This window comes from Maribacter sp., assembly GCF_016744255.1.
Lineage (GTDB): Bacteria > Bacteroidota > Bacteroidia > Flavobacteriales > Flavobacteriaceae > Maribacter_B.
This window is the reverse complement of the sequence record NZ_JADGES010000029.1, coordinates 1-15,650: the sequence shown is the minus strand read 5'-3', so window position 1 is coordinate 15,650 and position 15,650 is coordinate 1. Positions and strand designations below refer to the sequence as shown.

Below are 15,650 nucleotides of genomic sequence, written 5' to 3'. Positions count from 1 at the left end.
TCGCCAATGTGTTTTTATTTTATATCGTATGAAAGAGGAATTAATTATAAAAGCAAAAGAGATATTAGAAGCAAATTTTCAGGAAGGCGGATTTACAATTCCTTGCCAAGGTTTGTACCCTTTTCAATGGAAATGGGATTCTGGTTTTATAGCAATAGGTTTAGCATATTATAATATAAAAAATGCCAAAAGAGAAATAGAAACTTTGCTGAATGCACAATGGGAAAACGGATTTATACCTCATATTGTATTTCATAATGATAGCGATACTTATTTTCCTGGCGCAGATTTTCATAAATCAGAATTACACCCATTAGCATCTAAAGAGTATAGGTCTACAGGAATGGCACAACCTCCAGTTACCGGGTTTGTATTACAAAAAATGCTAAATATAGCAGAAGATAAAGAAGACATGCTTCAATTTATAGATACCCAAATCGATAAGGTATTTGAAAACCATAAGTATTTCTATCAGCATAGAGACATACACAATGAAGGTTTAGTCTATATCTATCATAACTGGGAATCTGGCACGGATAACTCACCAATTTGGGATGATATTTGGAAAACTATGGATCCGCCAAAGTACAGTTTTGAGAGAAGAGATACTACGCATGTAGATCCCTCCCAAAGACCATCTAAAAGAGAGTATGATTATTATTTACATATTATAGAAATAGCAAAAGAGCATAACTATGATGATGCTAAAATTGCAGAATTATCTCCGTTTTTAGTACAGGATCCATTGTTCAATGCCATGCTTATAAAATCTAACGCGGCTTTAATTGACCTTTATGAAAAACTTGGTAATAATAAAGAAAAGGTAAGTCAATTAAAAAAATGGCAAGAGAAAAGTATTAAAGGGTTTAATGCTAAATTGTATGATGCTGAGTTAGGAGCCTACGTGCATTACGATTTACGTAATAATAAACCAATACGTTTTATATCCTCTTCTTCTTTTGCTCCATTGTATGCAGGTATTCCAGATATGGAAAGAGCAAAACAAATGGTTAATACTATGATGGAAAAGTTTGGAGGAGAAGATAAATATCTTTGCGCTTCATTTGATCCTACAAGTGATAGGTTTAATCCAAAAAAATACTGGCGAGGCCCTGTTTGGATAAACCTTAACTGGATACTTTTTTACGGTCTTAAAAGTTATGGGTTTACTAAAATAGCAGAAAGAGTAAAGCAAGATTCTATTGAATTGGTTGAGAAAGAAGGTTTTTATGAGTATTTCGATTCCAGAAAGGAGATTAGAAAGACAGAGGCTGGTGGTTATGGAGGTAATAATTTTTCTTGGAGTGCAGCATTATTGATAGACTTGATAAATAATTAAAAATGCAGTATGGTACATCTTAGCTTTTCGGAAGAATATGTTTTAGAAGATTACTATGCTAGATTAAGACCTATAGAAATAAAAGAGACTACTAAGTTGTTGCAAATTTCTGAAGAGTTAGACTCATTTTCTAGAAAAGGGAGACGGAAGACAAAACCTAACAAAGTATATTGGAGCTAGTATTGCAAATAGAAAATTAGGAAAAGAATATCCTTTTATAGTTTATTATAAGGAGAAAAGAAAGTATGCTGGAATCACTCATTTTTATGAATATTAAAAACTATTAGATTAAGCCCATACCTGGTATGGAAAGGAATTTAGGGGTGCGGGTTTAAATAAGCATTGTAAATATTTGTTATTTCAATTTACTTTTGATGTTTTCAATAGAGAGAGAATTAGCTTTGGAGCCAGTATGGAAAATAAAATACAGAAGTAAAAGAGGATTTAAAGAACAGATTAAGACCCATTAATTAAGACTAAACTAGACCAAAATGAATTATATAGATTACATAATTATTGTAGCTTATCTTATAGGTTTCTTAGGAATGGGTTATTTTTTTAAAGAAAACAAAGATTCTAAAGATTATTTTTTAGGAGGAAAAAGTCTAGGTTGGTTTCCTTTGAGTTTGTCTACAATGGCAACACAATTGTCTGCTATTAGTTTTATTTCTGCCCCTGCTTTTGTTGGATTAAAATTGGGTGGGGGCATAAAATGGCTAACGTTTGAGTTTGCTGTTCCGTTGGCTATGATTTTTATAATGGTAATTATAGTTCCTCCACTTTTTAGATCAGGAGTTGTTAGTATTTATGAGTTTGTAGAAAGGCGTTTTCATTCATCTACAAGGCTTATTTTAAGCGTTGTATTTTTAATAAGTAGGGCCCTAGCAACTGGTGTAATGGTGTATACTGTAGCTATTATATTACAAGCTGTTTTAGATATAGATTTTGTATACACAATACTTATTATAAGTATTATTACCATAATATATTCTTGGCAAGGCGGCATGAAGGCTGTAGTTTGGGGAGACACAATACAAATGATTATTTTGTTTGTAGGGCTATTAGTATGTCTTTATTATGGTGGGAGCCTATTAGAAACCCAAGGGGGTTTAGAGAATGGTTTCCCAGCAGAGAGATTACAAGTTATAGATTTCAACTGGGGTCTAGAAATGAACCAAGAATATGGTCTATGGCCAATGATAATTGGAGGTTTCTTTTTATACGTTTCTTATTACGGATGTGACCAAACTCAGGCGCAGAGATTATTGTCAGCAAAAGACGAAGAGACTATCCGTAAGTTATTGTTGGCAAATGGTTTGTTACGTTTTCCAGTGGTTTTATTGTATTGCTCCATAGGATTAATAATTGGCGGATTGGTAAGTACATCGCCAGATTTTCTGGAAGATATAGCACTTATGACACAGAAACATTTCCCTGCTGAATTTGCTAAAAATGGAGTGAAGGCAGATTTAATGATTCCAATTTTTATCACTAAATATTTACCGCATGGACTTATAGGTTTGTTAATGGTAGGTATTTTATCAGCAGCAATGTCCTCATTAAGTTCTACCGTAAATTCATTATCAGCAGTTACTGTGGAGGATTTTTTCTCTAAAGGAAAAGAGTTGTCTTCTAAAAAGTATATGCTTATCTCTAAACTTTCGGTTATTTTTTGGGGTATAGTTTGTATGGCTTGTTCTTTCCTTTTCGGAGGAAGCAAAAGCGCAGTAATAGAAATTATTAATGCCATAGGATCGGTATTTTATGGTCCCGTTCTAGTAACTTTTTTATTGGCTATGTTTTCTAAAAAAGTGAATTATATAGGGATGAATACTGGGGTAATAATAGCAGTATTAGTTAATCTTGCTTTTTCTAAAACGATGCAGAATATCTTTAATGTAGATTTAGGAATTCATGTTTTTTGGATTTGGCTAAATTTTACAGGAGTACTACTAACCTTAGTCTTTTCATACACTATTAGCTATTTTACTGGTTGGCAGAAAGAAGGCACGGGTTTAATTATAAGTGTACTACCTAAGAAGGAAGATTTCTTTATTAAAGAGGTCTATATTCTTGTAGCATTTTTTGTTTTCATTTTAATACTGAGTTATTTCATACCACAAATATATAGTTAAATATTTATGAATTTTTTATTGATTCCGGATAAGTTTAAGGGTTCACTCACGGCAAACGAGGTAATTAATGCTATTTCTAACGGAATAAAGAAGGCAGATATTACATCTACTATTTATAGCATAATTGCATCGGATGGTGGCGATGGTTTTTTAGATGCAATTTCTAATATTATTCCAACTTCCGAAATAGAAATAGAGACGATAGACCCAATGGGGAGACCATTAAGAGCAGTGTATTTATTAAATAAAGCAAACGATGTCGCGTATATTGAGTTAGCAAAAACTTCTGGCTTAGAATTGTTAAGAGAAAAGGAACATAATGTAATGCAAATGTCTACCTATGGCACGGGCTTGCAAATAAAAGATGCGGTTGCTAGAGGTGTAAAGACTGTTTATATAGGTTTGGGAGGAAGCGCTACTAATGATGCGGGGGTTGGCATTGCAGATGCTTTAGGGTATGTTTTTACTAACGAACATGGAAAAGTACTTAAGCCAATAGGAGCTAATCTGGGTTATATTTCTAAAATTGAAAAAAACAATGCTTTAAAGGAATATACAAAGGTTAAATTTTTTGCTGTTAATGATGTAGACAATCCGCTTTTTGGAGAAAAAGGAGCGGCTTATGTTTATGGCAAACAAAAAGGCGCAAGCGAAGAAGAATTGCGCATTTTGGATGATGGATTAGTACATTTTAATCAATTGGTAGGGAAACAGATGCAAAAGAATTTTGCTTTTGAGTCTGGCGCTGGTGCAGCTGGTGGTACTGCGTATGGGCTAAAAACTTTTTTAGATGCCGAATATTTAAGCGGAGTAAACTTTTTATTGCAATTAGCCGAGGTTCCTAAAATAATAGAGGCAAAAAATATAGATTATATTATTACCGGAGAGGGTAAAATAGATAGCCAAACCATCCATGGAAAATTAGTAAATGGAGTAGTAAATATGACTAAAAGATTTAATATTCCGGTAGTTGCTGTTTGTGGTAAATTAGATGTTAATGAGGAAGAATTACAAAAATTAGGAGTAGAAAAAGCAATGCAAACCTATAACCCATCTAAAGGGGTGCAATATAGTATGGAAAACGCAGCTTCTATTATCGAAGAGTTAATAGCGGAATATTTTAAAGAAATTCGTTAATCTAAATTTGGCTTTCTTCTATTTACCTTTTTTATAGCTGCTCGTTTTTTAGATTTTATGCGTTTCTCTATTGCGGATCTTTTAGGCTTTGTTTTGCGTCTTATTTTAGGAATTTTAAGGGCATTTTCTAGAAGTAGTAAAAAACGTTTTATAACAAGTTCTTTGTTTTTATGTTGACTTCTACTTTCATCACATTGAATAAGAAGAACATTTTCTTTATTTAGTCTATTAGACAACTTGTTAAGAATCCGTTCTTTTTCTATACTTCTTAATGCCTTAGATTCAGGAACATTAAAACTCAATTCTACCTTAGAAGAAACCTTGTTTACATGTTGGCCACCGGCACCACTACTTCGGACTGCTTTAAATGTAAGCTCGGATACCAGCTGCGTTTTGTTCATTCTGTAATTATGCTAATCGTTGGTTTATAGTTTCAATAGAGATATTTAAAAACACTTTTTTACCATTTTCTAAAGCCATATTATGGTAGAAAAAAATTTTGTCTTCTTCATAAATTCCTTCGATTAAATATTTTCCTCCTTGGTAATACGCCTTACTAACTTCCACTTCTAAACCAGATTTCTCCGAAACTTTAAATTCATGCGCATATACTATGATTTTTCTTTTAGTATCTGCATACGATTTTACAATATTTACAGGGATAGTATTTGCTTCCCCAAAAAGCGACGCTATGTATAAATTTTTTGGTTGTTCGTATAGTTTTTTTGGGGTGTTTTGTGCTAATATTGTAGCATCTTTTAAGACTATAACCTGGTCTGCGTAGGGTAGTATGTCATTAGGGTCGTGAGTTGCCGTTAAAACGGTTATCTTTTCTTTTTTTAAGTAATTAAAAATGTTTCTTCGAAGGCCATTTTTTCTAAAATTATCAATGTGGCTAAATGGCTCATCTAATAATAATAGTTCTGGTTGTTGTGCTAGTACTCTGGCAAGAGCAACGCGTTGTTGTTGCCCACCACTTAAGAGTTTTACTTTGGTTTGCGCAAAAGAGGTCATTTCTATAGTCTCTAAAAGCTCATAAGTACGCTTTTTTAGTTCTTTGGGGTAAAAAACAGATAAATACTGACTTACATTTTCAAAGACGGTAGTATGAGGCATTAAATCAAAATCTTGCGATAAATACTTAATATATTTTTCTCCAGGAACGAGATTAAAAAGAGGTCCTAAAATTTGATTCTCTTCCCAGAAAATAGAGCCTTTATTAAGGTCGTAAATACCATAAATGAGTTTTAGTAACGTACTTTTACCACAGCCACTTTCTCCTATTAAAGAAATATGTTCTCCTTTTTTTATTTTAAAAGAAAGATCTTTTAAAATGGAGGAGTTTCCATAGGAAAATGAAATGGCATTAATATGAAGCATTGTAATTGAAAATTAAAAAAGTCCGTTTATTATAAAGAAACGGACTTTGTATATAATTATTGAACTTACTCTTTAATTATAGAATTATTTGGTAGTTGTGTATATCCCATATTAAATAAGGTAAAGCCAAAAATATCTGCATATTGTTCAATGGTTTTACTTACTGGAGTTCCAGCTCCATGACCAGCATTAGTCTCTATTCTTATTAATGTTGGATTATTCCCAGTTTGTTTTGCTTGTAATTCTGCGGCAAACTTAAAACTATGCGCAGGAACTACGCGATCATCATGATCACCAGTTGTTACTAAAGTTGCTGGGTATGAAACACCTTTTTTTACATTATGAACAGGGGAATATCCTTTTAAATAGTTAAACATTTCTTCACTCTCTTCAGAGGTTCCATAATCATACGCCCAACCCGCGCCAGAAGTAAAGGTGTGGTAGCGTAGCATATCTAAAACTCCAACAGCAGGCAAAGCCACTTTCATTAAATCTGGTCTTTGTGTCATGGTAGCTCCTACTAAAAGGCCACCATTACTGCCACCGCGAATCGCTAAATAGTTGGTAGAGGTATATTCCTTTTTAATTAAATATTCTGCAGCGGCAATAAAATCATCAAAAACATTTTGCTTTTTCATTTTTGTGCCTGCATCGTGCCATTTTTTACCGTATTCACCACCACCGCGAAGATTTGGTACAGCATATATACCGCCTTGTTCCATCCAAACAGCATTTGTAATGCTAAAAGAAGGCGTTAAACTTACATTAAAACCGCCATAACCATAAAGAATAGTTGGGTTGGTACCATCTAAAATAAGGCCTTTTTTATGGGTGATTAGCATAGGTATTTTAGTGCCATCTTTAGATGCGTAAAATACTTGGTTAGATTCATATTCGTCTGAATTAAAATCAATTTCTGGTTTCCAGTATAAGCTATATTCTCCAGTTTCTACATTGTATTTATAAGAAGAGCTTGGTGTTTTGTAATTAGAGAAAGAAAAATAAAAGTCGGTATCTTCCTTTTTTCCTCCAAAACCACTAGCATTACCTAAACCAGGTAGTTTAACTTCTCTTATAAGATTTCCGTTATAATCGTATTGAAAGACTTTGGAAATGGCATCTACCATATATTCTGCAAAAAAGTAACCACCACCTTTGTTCGGAGAAAGAACGTTTTCTGTTTCAGGTATAAAATCCTTCCAATTTTCTGGTGTAGGGTTCGATGCATCTACCGTAATAATTTTTTTATTTGGGGCATTTAAATTGGTTACAATAAAAAGCTTAGAACCTACATTTTCTATAACATAACTATCCGTATTTGTATGATTAAGAATAGGTGTTAGCGATGCGTTAGGGTTATCTAAATCTTTAATAAATAGTTTGTTTCCAGAGGTTGAGGTCGAGGCAGAAATCAACAAATACTTATTGTCCTTGGTTACACTTGCTCCAACATACCTATGTTTTTCGGTATCTGTTCCTCCATATACCAAAACATCTAAATTTTGAGGTGTTCCAAGTTGGTGGTAGTATACTTTATGTTGGTCTGTTTTTGCAGAAAGTTCACTGCCTTTTGGTTTATCATAGCTAGAGTAATAAAAACCTTCGTTGCCTTTCCAAGAGATACCACTGAATTTAATATCGACTAAAGTATCTCCTATTATTTTTTTTGTTTCCGTATGTAATACGATTGCTTTTCTCCAATCACTACCGCCTTCAGAAATTAGGTAGGCGGCCATAGAGCCATCTTTTGTAAAACGTAAACTAGCTAAAGAAGTAGTGCCATCTTTGGAAAAAGTATTGGGATCTAGGAATACTTCCTCCGTGTCTTGTGTATTTTTTCTGTAAAGAACATATTGGTTTTGTAAGCCATTATTTTTATAGTAGTAGGTATAAGAACCTTCTTTAAAAGGAGCGCTTAGTTTTTCGTAATTCCATAATTCTTCCAATCTATTTTTTAATTGCGATTTAAATGGAATTTTGTTGAGGTAATTAAAAGCGACATTATTTTGCTCTTTTACCCAAGCTTCGGTTTCGGAGCTCCGATCATTTTCTAACCAGTGATAAGGGTCTTTTAAAGTAGTTCCAAAATAGATATCGGAATGTTCCGTTTTTTTAGTAACAGGATATTTCACAGGAATAGATTCTTTTTTTTGCGCCATACAGAATGTTGTTAATAGTAATAACAAGGAGGCAGATGTTAGTGTTTTCATTTTTTTTAAATTAGTCTGTCCTAAATTACCACAAAAAAACCTTTGACACCATTAAGGGGCAAAGGTTTTTTATCGGAGGATTAAAATAATGGCGTTTATATAATAATACTTATACTAATTTATTTTCTAATATGTACTCTGCTATTTGTACAGCGTTAGTTGCAGCACCTTTTCTAAGGTTATCTGCTACAATCCACATATTTAAACTATTTGGTTGTGTTTCATCTCGTCTTATTCTTCCAACAAAAACATCATCCTTACCATGTGCATAAATAGGCATAGGATAGGTGTTGGTATCTGGATTATCTTGTACAGTTATACCAGGAGTGTCGTTTAAGATTCTACGAACTTCATTTAATTCAAAATCATTTGCAAATTCAACATTTACAGATTCTGAATGACCACCAGCAGTTGGTATGCGAACGGCTGTAGCACTAATAGAAAAAGTTCTGTCGTTTAAGATTTTCTGAGGCTCTCTGGCTAATTTCATTTCTTCTTTAGTATACCCGTTTTCTAAGAAAACATCGCAATGTGGTAAAGCATTTCTACCAATAGGATAAGGGTAAACCATTTCTCCCTTTATACCAGCAATTTCATTTTCTAACTGCTGTACAGCTTTTACACCAGTACCAGAAACAGATTGGTAAGTAGAAACTACCACACGTTTCATTTTATATTTATTATGTAATGGAAATAATGCCATTACTAACTGTATTGTTGAGCAGTTTGGATTAGCGATAATTTTATCTTTCGCAGTTAATTCATTTGCATTAATTTCTGGAACTACTAATTTTTTATTTGGATCCATACGCCAAGCCGAAGAATTGTCTATTACGGTTGTACCAACTTCTGCAAATTTAGGAGCCCATTCTAAGGAGGTGTCACCACCAGCGGAGAAAATAGCAATATCTGGTTTTGCTGTAACAGCATCTGCTAAACCAATAACGGTATATTCTTCTCCTTTATAGGCTAATTTTTTACCTACGGATCGTTCCGATGCAACCAATAATAATTCTGTAATAGGAAAATTACGCTCTGCTAATACTTTTAGCATTACCTCTCCTACCATTCCTGTAGCTCCTACAACTGCTATTTTCACTTTGAAAGTATTTTAAATATTAAATGCAAATTTAAGCAATACTAAGGGTTGTACAAGTTTTAAAATGAAGAATAATTAATATTTAACAAAATGTTTTATTTGTAACAATTAAGAGTTAAAGATAAAAAAACCTCTACGGATTAAGTAGAGGTTTTTAATTTATACAAAACTTTATAAAAGTAAAATGTAGTTGGTTACTTTTTTAAAGAGTCGCGAATTTCAGTAAGCAATTCTTCTGCAGTTGGTCCTGCTGGAGCAGCTTCTGGTTCTGGAGCTTTTGTTTTGTTGTAAGCTTTTACAAGTAAGAACATGATGAAACCAACAATAATTAAATTAATAATAGCGTTCACCCATGAACCCCACATAACAGCATTTTCTGGTGAAGTAACAACGCCAGCAGCATCAACTACTGCTTGATCAAGTACAATTTTTTTGTCTGCAAAATCAACCCCTCCTGCGAAATGACCAACAAATGGCATTACGATATTGCTTACAAAGCCTTTAATTACTCCGCCTAAAGCGGTTGCCATAATAACTGCTACTGCAAAATCAATCACGTTTCCGGTCATGATAAAATCTTTAAATTCTTTTAACATAATTTTTAGTGTTTAATAGGTTTATATAATTAGACGCAATGTAATAAAAAAAGTCACATTTAAAATTTAGAAATTAACTTATTAAAGTTCTTTTAACGCGCGACGAAATACTTGTTAAAAGCTCGTAAGAAATAGTGTTTGCAGTACTTGCGAAATCTTCAGCATTGTTTTGTTTTCCAAAGAGAATTACTTCATCTCCTTCTTTACAATCAATATTGGTAACATTTACCATAATCATATCCATACAAACATTTCCAATAATGGGTGCTTTTTTACCATTTACGATAACAAAAGATTTGCCTTGTCCGTATTGTCTTCCTATGCCATCTGCATGGCCAATAGGTAGAGTAGCGGTAACGGTATCCTTTTTTGCAATAAAAGCTCTATTATAGCCAAGGCTTTCTCCGGTTTTTAAAGTATGTTTTTGAGAGATTATAGTTTTTAAAGAAGCTATAGGTTTTAGTTTTTTATCTATAGTAGGGTTATTCCCGTAGCCATATAACCCTATACCACTACGAACCATATTAAACTGCGCATCTGGGTAATTTAATATTCCAGAAGTATTTAGAAGATGATACATTGTATTATAACTAATTCCTTGGCCTATTTTTTCTTTAATAGTATAGAAAGTTTTGATTTGGTTTTGGGTAAACTCTTCTTCATTTAAGTCATCAGAAGCAGCAAGGTGAGAAAACACACTTTTAATCTTTAAAGAACTGCAAGTATTCAATTTTTGTAGAATTTTGGGAATATCCTTAATGGTAAAACCCAATCGATTTAATCCCGTATTAAATTTTATATGTACTGGATAATTTTTTTGTTTTTCTTTCTTAGCAATCTCAATAAATTCTTGAAGGATTTTTAGAGAATACAAACTAGGCTCTAGTTTATTATCAAGGATAATTTTAAAATTTACAGGTTGTGGGTGTAAAACTAAAATAGGTGTTTTAATACCAGCATTGCGTAACTCTACGCCCTCTTTTGTATATGCTACGGCCAAATAATCTACCCCTAAATCGGATAATTTTTTGGCAATTTTACAGGCATCACTACCATAGGCAAATGCTTTGACAACAGCTAAAAATTTAGTGGTTTGGTTTAGTTTAGATCTTAAAAAGTGGTAATTATGTTCCAGAGCGGCTAAACTAATCTCTAAAATTGTCTCTTTTGTTTTAGCCATTAGTTCTTTTTTTTTGCTTTAATCTCTTGCGATTCTACAGGATACTCTTTTATTTTTTCTTTTAATTGTGCTTTATAAAAAGAGCCTCTGCTAAGAGGTTCGTAAGACTCTACTTCACCTAAAAGAACAAGATCGTCGCTATTTGCTTTTCTAAAACTATAGTTTGCTAAGTTTCCAGACCTGGTACAAATAGCATGCACTTTGGTTACGTATTCTGCAGTAGCCATAAGATTCGGCATAGGCCCAAAAGGGTTTCCTTTAAAGTCCATATCTAATCCAGCAATTATAACACGTATTCCTTTATTTGCTAGGTCATTACAAACTTGTACAATTTCATCATCGAAAAATTGGGCTTCATCAATACCAATAACATCGCATTGGGCTGCTAAAATTCTAATTTTTGCAGCAGAAGATACTGGTGTAGAATGGATTTCATTAGAATCATGAGAAACTACTTTACTATCATCGTAGCGTGTATCTACTATGGGTTTAAAAATTTCAACTTTTAATTTTGCAAATTGGGCACGCTTTAGTCTGCGGATTAGCTCTTCTGTTTTGCCAGAGAACATAGATCCTGCAATGACCTCTATCCAGCCAAATTGTTCTTTATGATTAACCGTATTTTCAAGAAACATTTTGTAATTTTAGACGAAAATAAGGTGTTTTTTCGTTCTTATTTAATGATGATATAAATTTAAGAAAAAAGACGCACCTTTTCCGAAAGGATAAAAATGATGCCATGAAAAAGAAATTGAAAAGCGAGTTGGTAAAACTTGCAACACAAATTATTACCGCAGAAGATGTTACAGAGATTAAAGAGCTCTATGAGGTTAGTAAAGATTTGTATGAAAAGTTAGCGGTATTAAAATTTATAGACGATAAATTAAAGGATGTAGAAGTAAGCGTCACTAAAAACCCGATTGCTACTAAATTTGAATCCATGGCAAATGCCGTTTTAAATGAAAATACTTCTGTGCCAGAAAGTAATCCACATACAGAAGACATTATAACTCCAGGGATGGATACCATAAAAGATATGGTCTTAGAAATGCCTGATACGGAAAAAGTAGATGCCGCTTTATCAGAGTTTATGGCAAAACCAGACTATGCAAAAAATGATAAAGAGCTCTTTATGGCTAAAGGGGATGACATTGTAGCAAAGAAAAAAAAATCTATTAATGACCGACTAAATACCAAAGAGATTAAAGTAGATTTAAATAATAGATTAGCCTTTGTAAAAAACCTTTTTAATGGCAGTACAGAGGACTACAATCGTGTTTTGTCACAGTTAAGCACCATAGATTCCGAAGAACGTTCTGTTGCTTTTATAATAAACATGGTAAAGCCAGATTATAATAATTGGGAAGGGAAAGAGGAATTAGAAGCTCGTTTTATGGAGTTAATTGAGCGTAAGTTTACTTAGGTTATAAATCTGGTAAAAATTCAGAAGTGAGCTTGCATTAGCAAATAATCTTATAAGGTGTTAAGTACTGTTCTTTTTAGTTTTACAAGTGTTCTTTTTCAGCTTTTTTCCAAAAGTAAACGGCAAAAATGGTAGTTATAATCGGAATCATAAATCCATATTCATCGATCCAAACTGTAGTAGTATCATTTGTAATGGTCAAAGGGGTGCATATTTTTTGAATATAAATGTTGTGAACAGAATGATACAATGCTGCTGGCCATAAGCTATTAGATTTAAAAGTGTAATAAGCTAAGATTACAGAAATTCCAATTATCATAATAGTAAAAGCACTCATGTGTAACAAAAGGGTATCACTTCTTCCGTACATTAAATTTATTATAGGGTAATGCCAAACGGCCCAAATTGTTCCACTTACAATTGCGACAGCTTTAAATGACATTACCTTTCTTAATTCGAATATTAAAAAGCCACGCCACCCAATTTCTTCTCCCAAGGTAGAACCCAAATTTTTGATTACACCAACAGTTAACAATAGAAAAACCATTACTATTATAACAATTGTTTGATTAGAACTGTCCATACCTAACTCACTACTCCATTGTAATATTCTTTCAGAATTTAGGATATCTCCAAAGCCAAATAACCAAATTAAAACATAAGCAATAGAAACATAGAGTATAGGTGTAAAGAACGAGAGTTTTAAGTATTTAAGTTCCTTTAGATTCCAGGGTAAATTTAAAATTGGTCGTTTCCTTATTTTTAGTGTAATGAATGATGCTAAAGCGGGTGAAATCATTAATGCTCCAACATAGATACTAGAGGGATTTAATTTTAAAATCGCATAATATGCTATGGAACTTAAAGTAGTAAGTAGAAGCAAAAAGAGAAATATTGTTTTCCATATCTCTCTAATGTTTGATGAGTTTTTTAACATTTGTTACTCTTCATTGGTTTTAATGAAGACGACATATTGGAAGTTTTGTTACATTATGTCTAGAAGTAAGATTATAACACCTCCCTTTTACTGGGTACTGTTATTTTAAGGTCATTAATATAACTAAACCCTAATAAATATTAAAACATAAAAAAACGGTATACTGGATAGCTAAGATTATTAATGCTACGGATGTTTTTTTCGACTTCCAAGTATTTTTTTTCAATATGAAATGATAAAGAGAGTATTTACTCACTCTGTCTTCCTTTAATGGTAGTAGAGTTATTAGGAGTAATATAATCTAATAAAGGCAGCGTTCTTTTTTAATTTTGTACTAGCTTTTTTCGCATATTACATGATTAGTGATGGATAGCAAACCTTAGCAGTTATTGGTTTAATAATTTTATTGGCATCCTATTTTCTTGGAAAGAAAGTAAGGCCGTAAATTTGCAGTATGGGAAAACTCTATATAGTACCAACGCCAATAGGTAATTTAGAAGATATTACATTACGTGCCATACGCGTATTAAAGGAAGCAGACCTTATTCTGGCAGAAGATACTAGAACAAGTGGTAAGCTATTAAAACATTTAGAAATTGGCACACCAATGCAGAGTCACCATATGCATAATGAGCATAAAATGGTAGATGCCTTAGTCCATAAGATACAAGCAGGAACCACCATTGCTTTAATCTCTGATGCCGGTACGCCAGCAATATCGGATCCTGGATTTTTACTAACAAGAGCTTGTGTTGCGGAGAATATAGAGGTAGATTGTTTGCCAGGAGCAACGGCTTTTGTGCCAGCACTAGTAAATAGTGGCTTGCCGAATGATAAGTTTGTTTTCGAAGGGTTTTTACCAGTTAAAAAAGGTAGGCAAACCCGATTGAAACTATTAGCAGAAGAAACAAGAACCATCATTTTTTATGAATCCCCTCATAAGTTGGTAAAAACATTGGGGCATTTTGTTGCATATTTTGGAAAAGAAAGACAAGTTTCCGTCTCCCGAGAACTTACCAAAATGTATGAAGAAACGGTAAGAGGAACAGCCGAAGAGGTTTTAAAACATTTTACAGAGAAACCTCCAAAAGGAGAAATAGTAATTGTAGTAGGAGGAAAAAAATAAGAGAGATAAGAGTATGAAAATAGAAGAGTTTAAGACAAAATTAAATAACACCATGGCGGAAATAGAATTTGCCGATACCATGGCTGTTATAGAAGAAAATTACGATTTTACACCAATCGCTTTTACCAACGGAAAGTTACAAAATAAGGCAGGTGAAAATTCAGGTTCTTGTAAATTGTTTGCTTTTGCAGCATTGCAAGGTTTTACGGTGAACGAAACATTAAGATGTTTTGGAACCTATTATTCCGAGGAAGTTCTTTTTAATTTAGACGGAGACAATCATCCCAATATTAGAAACTTTATGTTATCTGGTTTTGAGGGTATTTCTTTTGATGGAGAAGCTCTACAAAAAAAATAATTCATTTTGCAAAAGCTCCTCTCCGAAATTAGAGCTTGTAAAGTATGCAAAGAGCATTTACCCTTAGGGCCAAGGCCAGTTGTGTCTGCCCATGCCGATGCTAAAATTGCAATCATTGGGCAAGCCCCTGGGACCAAAGTACATACAACAGGAATTCCTTGGGACGACCCGAGCGGTAAACAGTTGCAAAAATGGTTGGGAGTTTCGGATGCTACTTTTTATGATGAAAAACAAATAGCTATTATCCCCATGGGGTTTTGTTATCCAGGGAAAGGTAAAACAGGAGATTTACCCCCAAGACCAGAATGCGCACCCTTATGGCATACATCACTTTTTAATGAACTTCCTAATATAGAATTGGTTCTTTTAATAGGGGTTTATGCGCAAAAATATTACTTAGGAAAAAAAGCAGAAAAGAACTTAACAGAGACGGTTAGAAGGTTCGAGAATTACTTGCCAAAATATATGCCATTACCGCACCCTTCTCCAAGAAACAGATTTTGGCTTACTAAAAATCCTTGGTTTAATACCGATGTATTGCCGGTGTTGAAAAGTAGGGTAGCCAAAAGTTTGTAAATAAATTCTTTCAGTGTAAATTTCCTGAATGAAATTGAAATTAGAATTTGAGGACCAATCCTGTCCTAAATAAATTCAGGGCACATAAAATCTAGCCATTTTACAGGTTTTACGGCCTAAATATATTGATTTTCAAAAAAGAACCCCTTGTACA

The 15,650-nt window shown here is 33.3% G+C and carries 16 protein-coding genes; 8 read left to right on the top strand and 8 right to left on the bottom strand.

Going from position 1 to position 15,650, the window contains the following annotated elements:
• Positions 1-28: 28 nt before the first annotated feature.
• The 4 genes from QZZ51_RS06990 (at position 29) to QZZ51_RS06975 (ending at position 4,611) form a co-directional block, all read left to right on the top strand.
• Entirely contained in the window at positions 29-1,339 is a 1,311-nt protein-coding gene (locus QZZ51_RS06990; RefSeq protein WP_291867829.1) for a trehalase family glycosidase, read from the top strand.
• Between the two features lie 9 nt (positions 1,340-1,348).
• A complete protein-coding gene (locus QZZ51_RS06985; protein ID WP_291867826.1) occupies positions 1,349-1,519 on the top strand; it encodes a hypothetical protein in 171 nt (56 codons plus the stop codon).
• Positions 1,520-1,830: 311 nt separating this feature from the next.
• Positions 1,831-3,474 (top strand): sodium/solute symporter, encoded by a 1,644-nt coding sequence (locus QZZ51_RS06980; RefSeq protein WP_291867823.1) that lies wholly within the window; start codon positions 1,831-1,833, stop codon positions 3,472-3,474.
• Positions 3,475-3,480: 6 nt separating this feature from the next.
• A complete protein-coding gene (locus QZZ51_RS06975; RefSeq protein WP_291867821.1) occupies positions 3,481-4,611 on the top strand; it encodes a glycerate kinase in 1,131 nt (376 codons plus the stop codon).
• Here QZZ51_RS06975 and arfB read toward each other — a convergent pair.
• From arfB to QZZ51_RS06940, 7 genes are all read right to left on the bottom strand, one after another.
• Positions 4,608-5,012 carry an alternative ribosome rescue aminoacyl-tRNA hydrolase ArfB gene (gene arfB, locus QZZ51_RS06970; RefSeq protein WP_291867819.1) on the bottom strand — a complete coding sequence of 135 codons (405 nt, stop codon included), beginning with the start codon at positions 5,010-5,012 and terminating at the stop codon, positions 4,608-4,610. The two genes, QZZ51_RS06975 and arfB, sit on opposite strands and share 4 nt — an antisense overlap.
• A gap of 7 nt (positions 5,013-5,019) precedes the next feature.
• On the bottom strand, positions 5,020-5,991 hold the full coding sequence (locus QZZ51_RS06965) for an ABC transporter ATP-binding protein (protein WP_291867817.1): 972 nt from the start codon (positions 5,989-5,991) through the stop codon (positions 5,020-5,022).
• A 65-nt stretch (positions 5,992-6,056) separates the two neighbouring features.
• On the bottom strand, positions 6,057-8,201 hold the full coding sequence (locus QZZ51_RS06960; RefSeq protein WP_291867814.1) for a prolyl oligopeptidase family serine peptidase: 2,145 nt from the start codon (positions 8,199-8,201) through the stop codon (positions 6,057-6,059).
• 109 nt (positions 8,202-8,310) lie between these two features.
• On the bottom strand, positions 8,311-9,300 hold the full coding sequence (locus tag QZZ51_RS06955) for an aspartate-semialdehyde dehydrogenase (protein ID WP_291867812.1): 990 nt from the start codon (positions 9,298-9,300) through the stop codon (positions 8,311-8,313).
• 194 nt (positions 9,301-9,494) lie between these two features.
• Positions 9,495-9,896, bottom strand: a complete 402-nt coding sequence (gene mscL / locus QZZ51_RS06950; protein WP_291867809.1) for a large conductance mechanosensitive channel protein MscL — start codon at positions 9,894-9,896, stop codon at positions 9,495-9,497.
• Positions 9,897-9,969: 73 nt separating this feature from the next.
• Positions 9,970-11,076 (bottom strand): alanine racemase, encoded by a 1,107-nt coding sequence (alr, locus tag QZZ51_RS06945; protein WP_291867807.1) that lies wholly within the window; start codon positions 11,074-11,076, stop codon positions 9,970-9,972.
• Positions 11,076-11,711 (bottom strand): thymidine kinase, encoded by a 636-nt coding sequence (locus tag QZZ51_RS06940; RefSeq protein WP_291867804.1) that lies wholly within the window; start codon positions 11,709-11,711, stop codon positions 11,076-11,078. Before QZZ51_RS06940 ends, alr begins: the two co-directional genes overlap by 1 nt.
• Positions 11,712-11,815: 104 nt before the next feature.
• Between QZZ51_RS06940 and QZZ51_RS06935 the strand changes: the two genes are divergently transcribed.
• Positions 11,816-12,499 (top strand): hypothetical protein, encoded by a 684-nt coding sequence (locus tag QZZ51_RS06935; protein WP_291867803.1) that lies wholly within the window; start codon positions 11,816-11,818, stop codon positions 12,497-12,499.
• A gap of 82 nt (positions 12,500-12,581) precedes the next feature.
• Here QZZ51_RS06935 and QZZ51_RS06930 read toward each other — a convergent pair whose 3' ends face one another.
• Positions 12,582-13,382, bottom strand: coding sequence for a type II CAAX endopeptidase family protein (locus QZZ51_RS06930; RefSeq protein WP_291867801.1), 801 nt, complete (start codon positions 13,380-13,382; stop codon positions 12,582-12,584).
• Positions 13,383-13,890: 508 nt separating this feature from the next.
• Between QZZ51_RS06930 and rsmI the strand changes: the two genes are divergently transcribed.
• Genes rsmI through QZZ51_RS06915 form a run of 3 tightly spaced genes read left to right on the top strand, consistent with a single transcriptional unit; the run spans position 13,891 to position 15,496 of the window.
• Positions 13,891-14,562, top strand: a complete 672-nt coding sequence (rsmI, locus tag QZZ51_RS06925) for a 16S rRNA (cytidine(1402)-2'-O)-methyltransferase (RefSeq protein WP_291867799.1) — start codon at positions 13,891-13,893, stop codon at positions 14,560-14,562.
• Between the two features lie 13 nt (positions 14,563-14,575).
• The gene (locus tag QZZ51_RS06920; RefSeq protein ID WP_291867797.1) at positions 14,576-14,920 is read left to right on the top strand and encodes a HopJ type III effector protein; all 345 of its coding nucleotides are present in this window, start codon (positions 14,576-14,578) and stop codon (positions 14,918-14,920) included.
• A 6-nt stretch (positions 14,921-14,926) separates the two neighbouring features.
• A complete protein-coding gene (locus tag QZZ51_RS06915; RefSeq protein WP_291867794.1) occupies positions 14,927-15,496 on the top strand; it encodes a uracil-DNA glycosylase family protein in 570 nt (189 codons plus the stop codon).
• Positions 15,497-15,650: the final 154 nt, after the last annotated feature.

Bases quoted from the DNA above. Each gene is read 5' to 3' on its own strand.
- QZZ51_RS06990 (WP_291867829.1), top strand. From the start codon at position 29: ATGAAAGAGGAATTAATTATAAAAGCAAAAGAGATATTAGAAGCAAAT.
- QZZ51_RS06985 (WP_291867826.1), top strand. From the start codon at position 1,349: ATGGTACATCTTAGCTTTTCGGAAGAATATGTTTTAGAAGATTACTAT.
- QZZ51_RS06980 (WP_291867823.1), top strand. From the start codon at position 1,831: ATGAATTATATAGATTACATAATTATTGTAGCTTATCTTATAGGTTTC.
- QZZ51_RS06975 (WP_291867821.1), top strand. From the start codon at position 3,481: ATGAATTTTTTATTGATTCCGGATAAGTTTAAGGGTTCACTCACGGCA.
- arfB (WP_291867819.1), bottom strand. From the start codon at position 5,012: ATGAACAAAACGCAGCTGGTATCCGAGCTTACATTTAAAGCAGTCCGA.
- QZZ51_RS06965 (WP_291867817.1), bottom strand. From the start codon at position 5,991: ATGCTTCATATTAATGCCATTTCATTTTCCTATGGAAACTCCTCCATT.
- QZZ51_RS06960 (WP_291867814.1), bottom strand. From the start codon at position 8,201: ATGAAAACACTAACATCTGCCTCCTTGTTATTACTATTAACAACATTC.
- mscL (WP_291867809.1), bottom strand. From the start codon at position 9,896: ATGTTAAAAGAATTTAAAGATTTTATCATGACCGGAAACGTGATTGAT.
- alr (WP_291867807.1), bottom strand. From the start codon at position 11,076: ATGGCTAAAACAAAAGAGACAATTTTAGAGATTAGTTTAGCCGCTCTG.
- QZZ51_RS06940 (WP_291867804.1), bottom strand. From the start codon at position 11,711: ATGTTTCTTGAAAATACGGTTAATCATAAAGAACAATTTGGCTGGATA.
- QZZ51_RS06935 (WP_291867803.1), top strand. From the start codon at position 11,816: ATGAAAAAGAAATTGAAAAGCGAGTTGGTAAAACTTGCAACACAAATT.
- rsmI (WP_291867799.1), top strand. From the start codon at position 13,891: ATGGGAAAACTCTATATAGTACCAACGCCAATAGGTAATTTAGAAGAT.
- QZZ51_RS06920 (WP_291867797.1), top strand. From the start codon at position 14,576: ATGAAAATAGAAGAGTTTAAGACAAAATTAAATAACACCATGGCGGAA.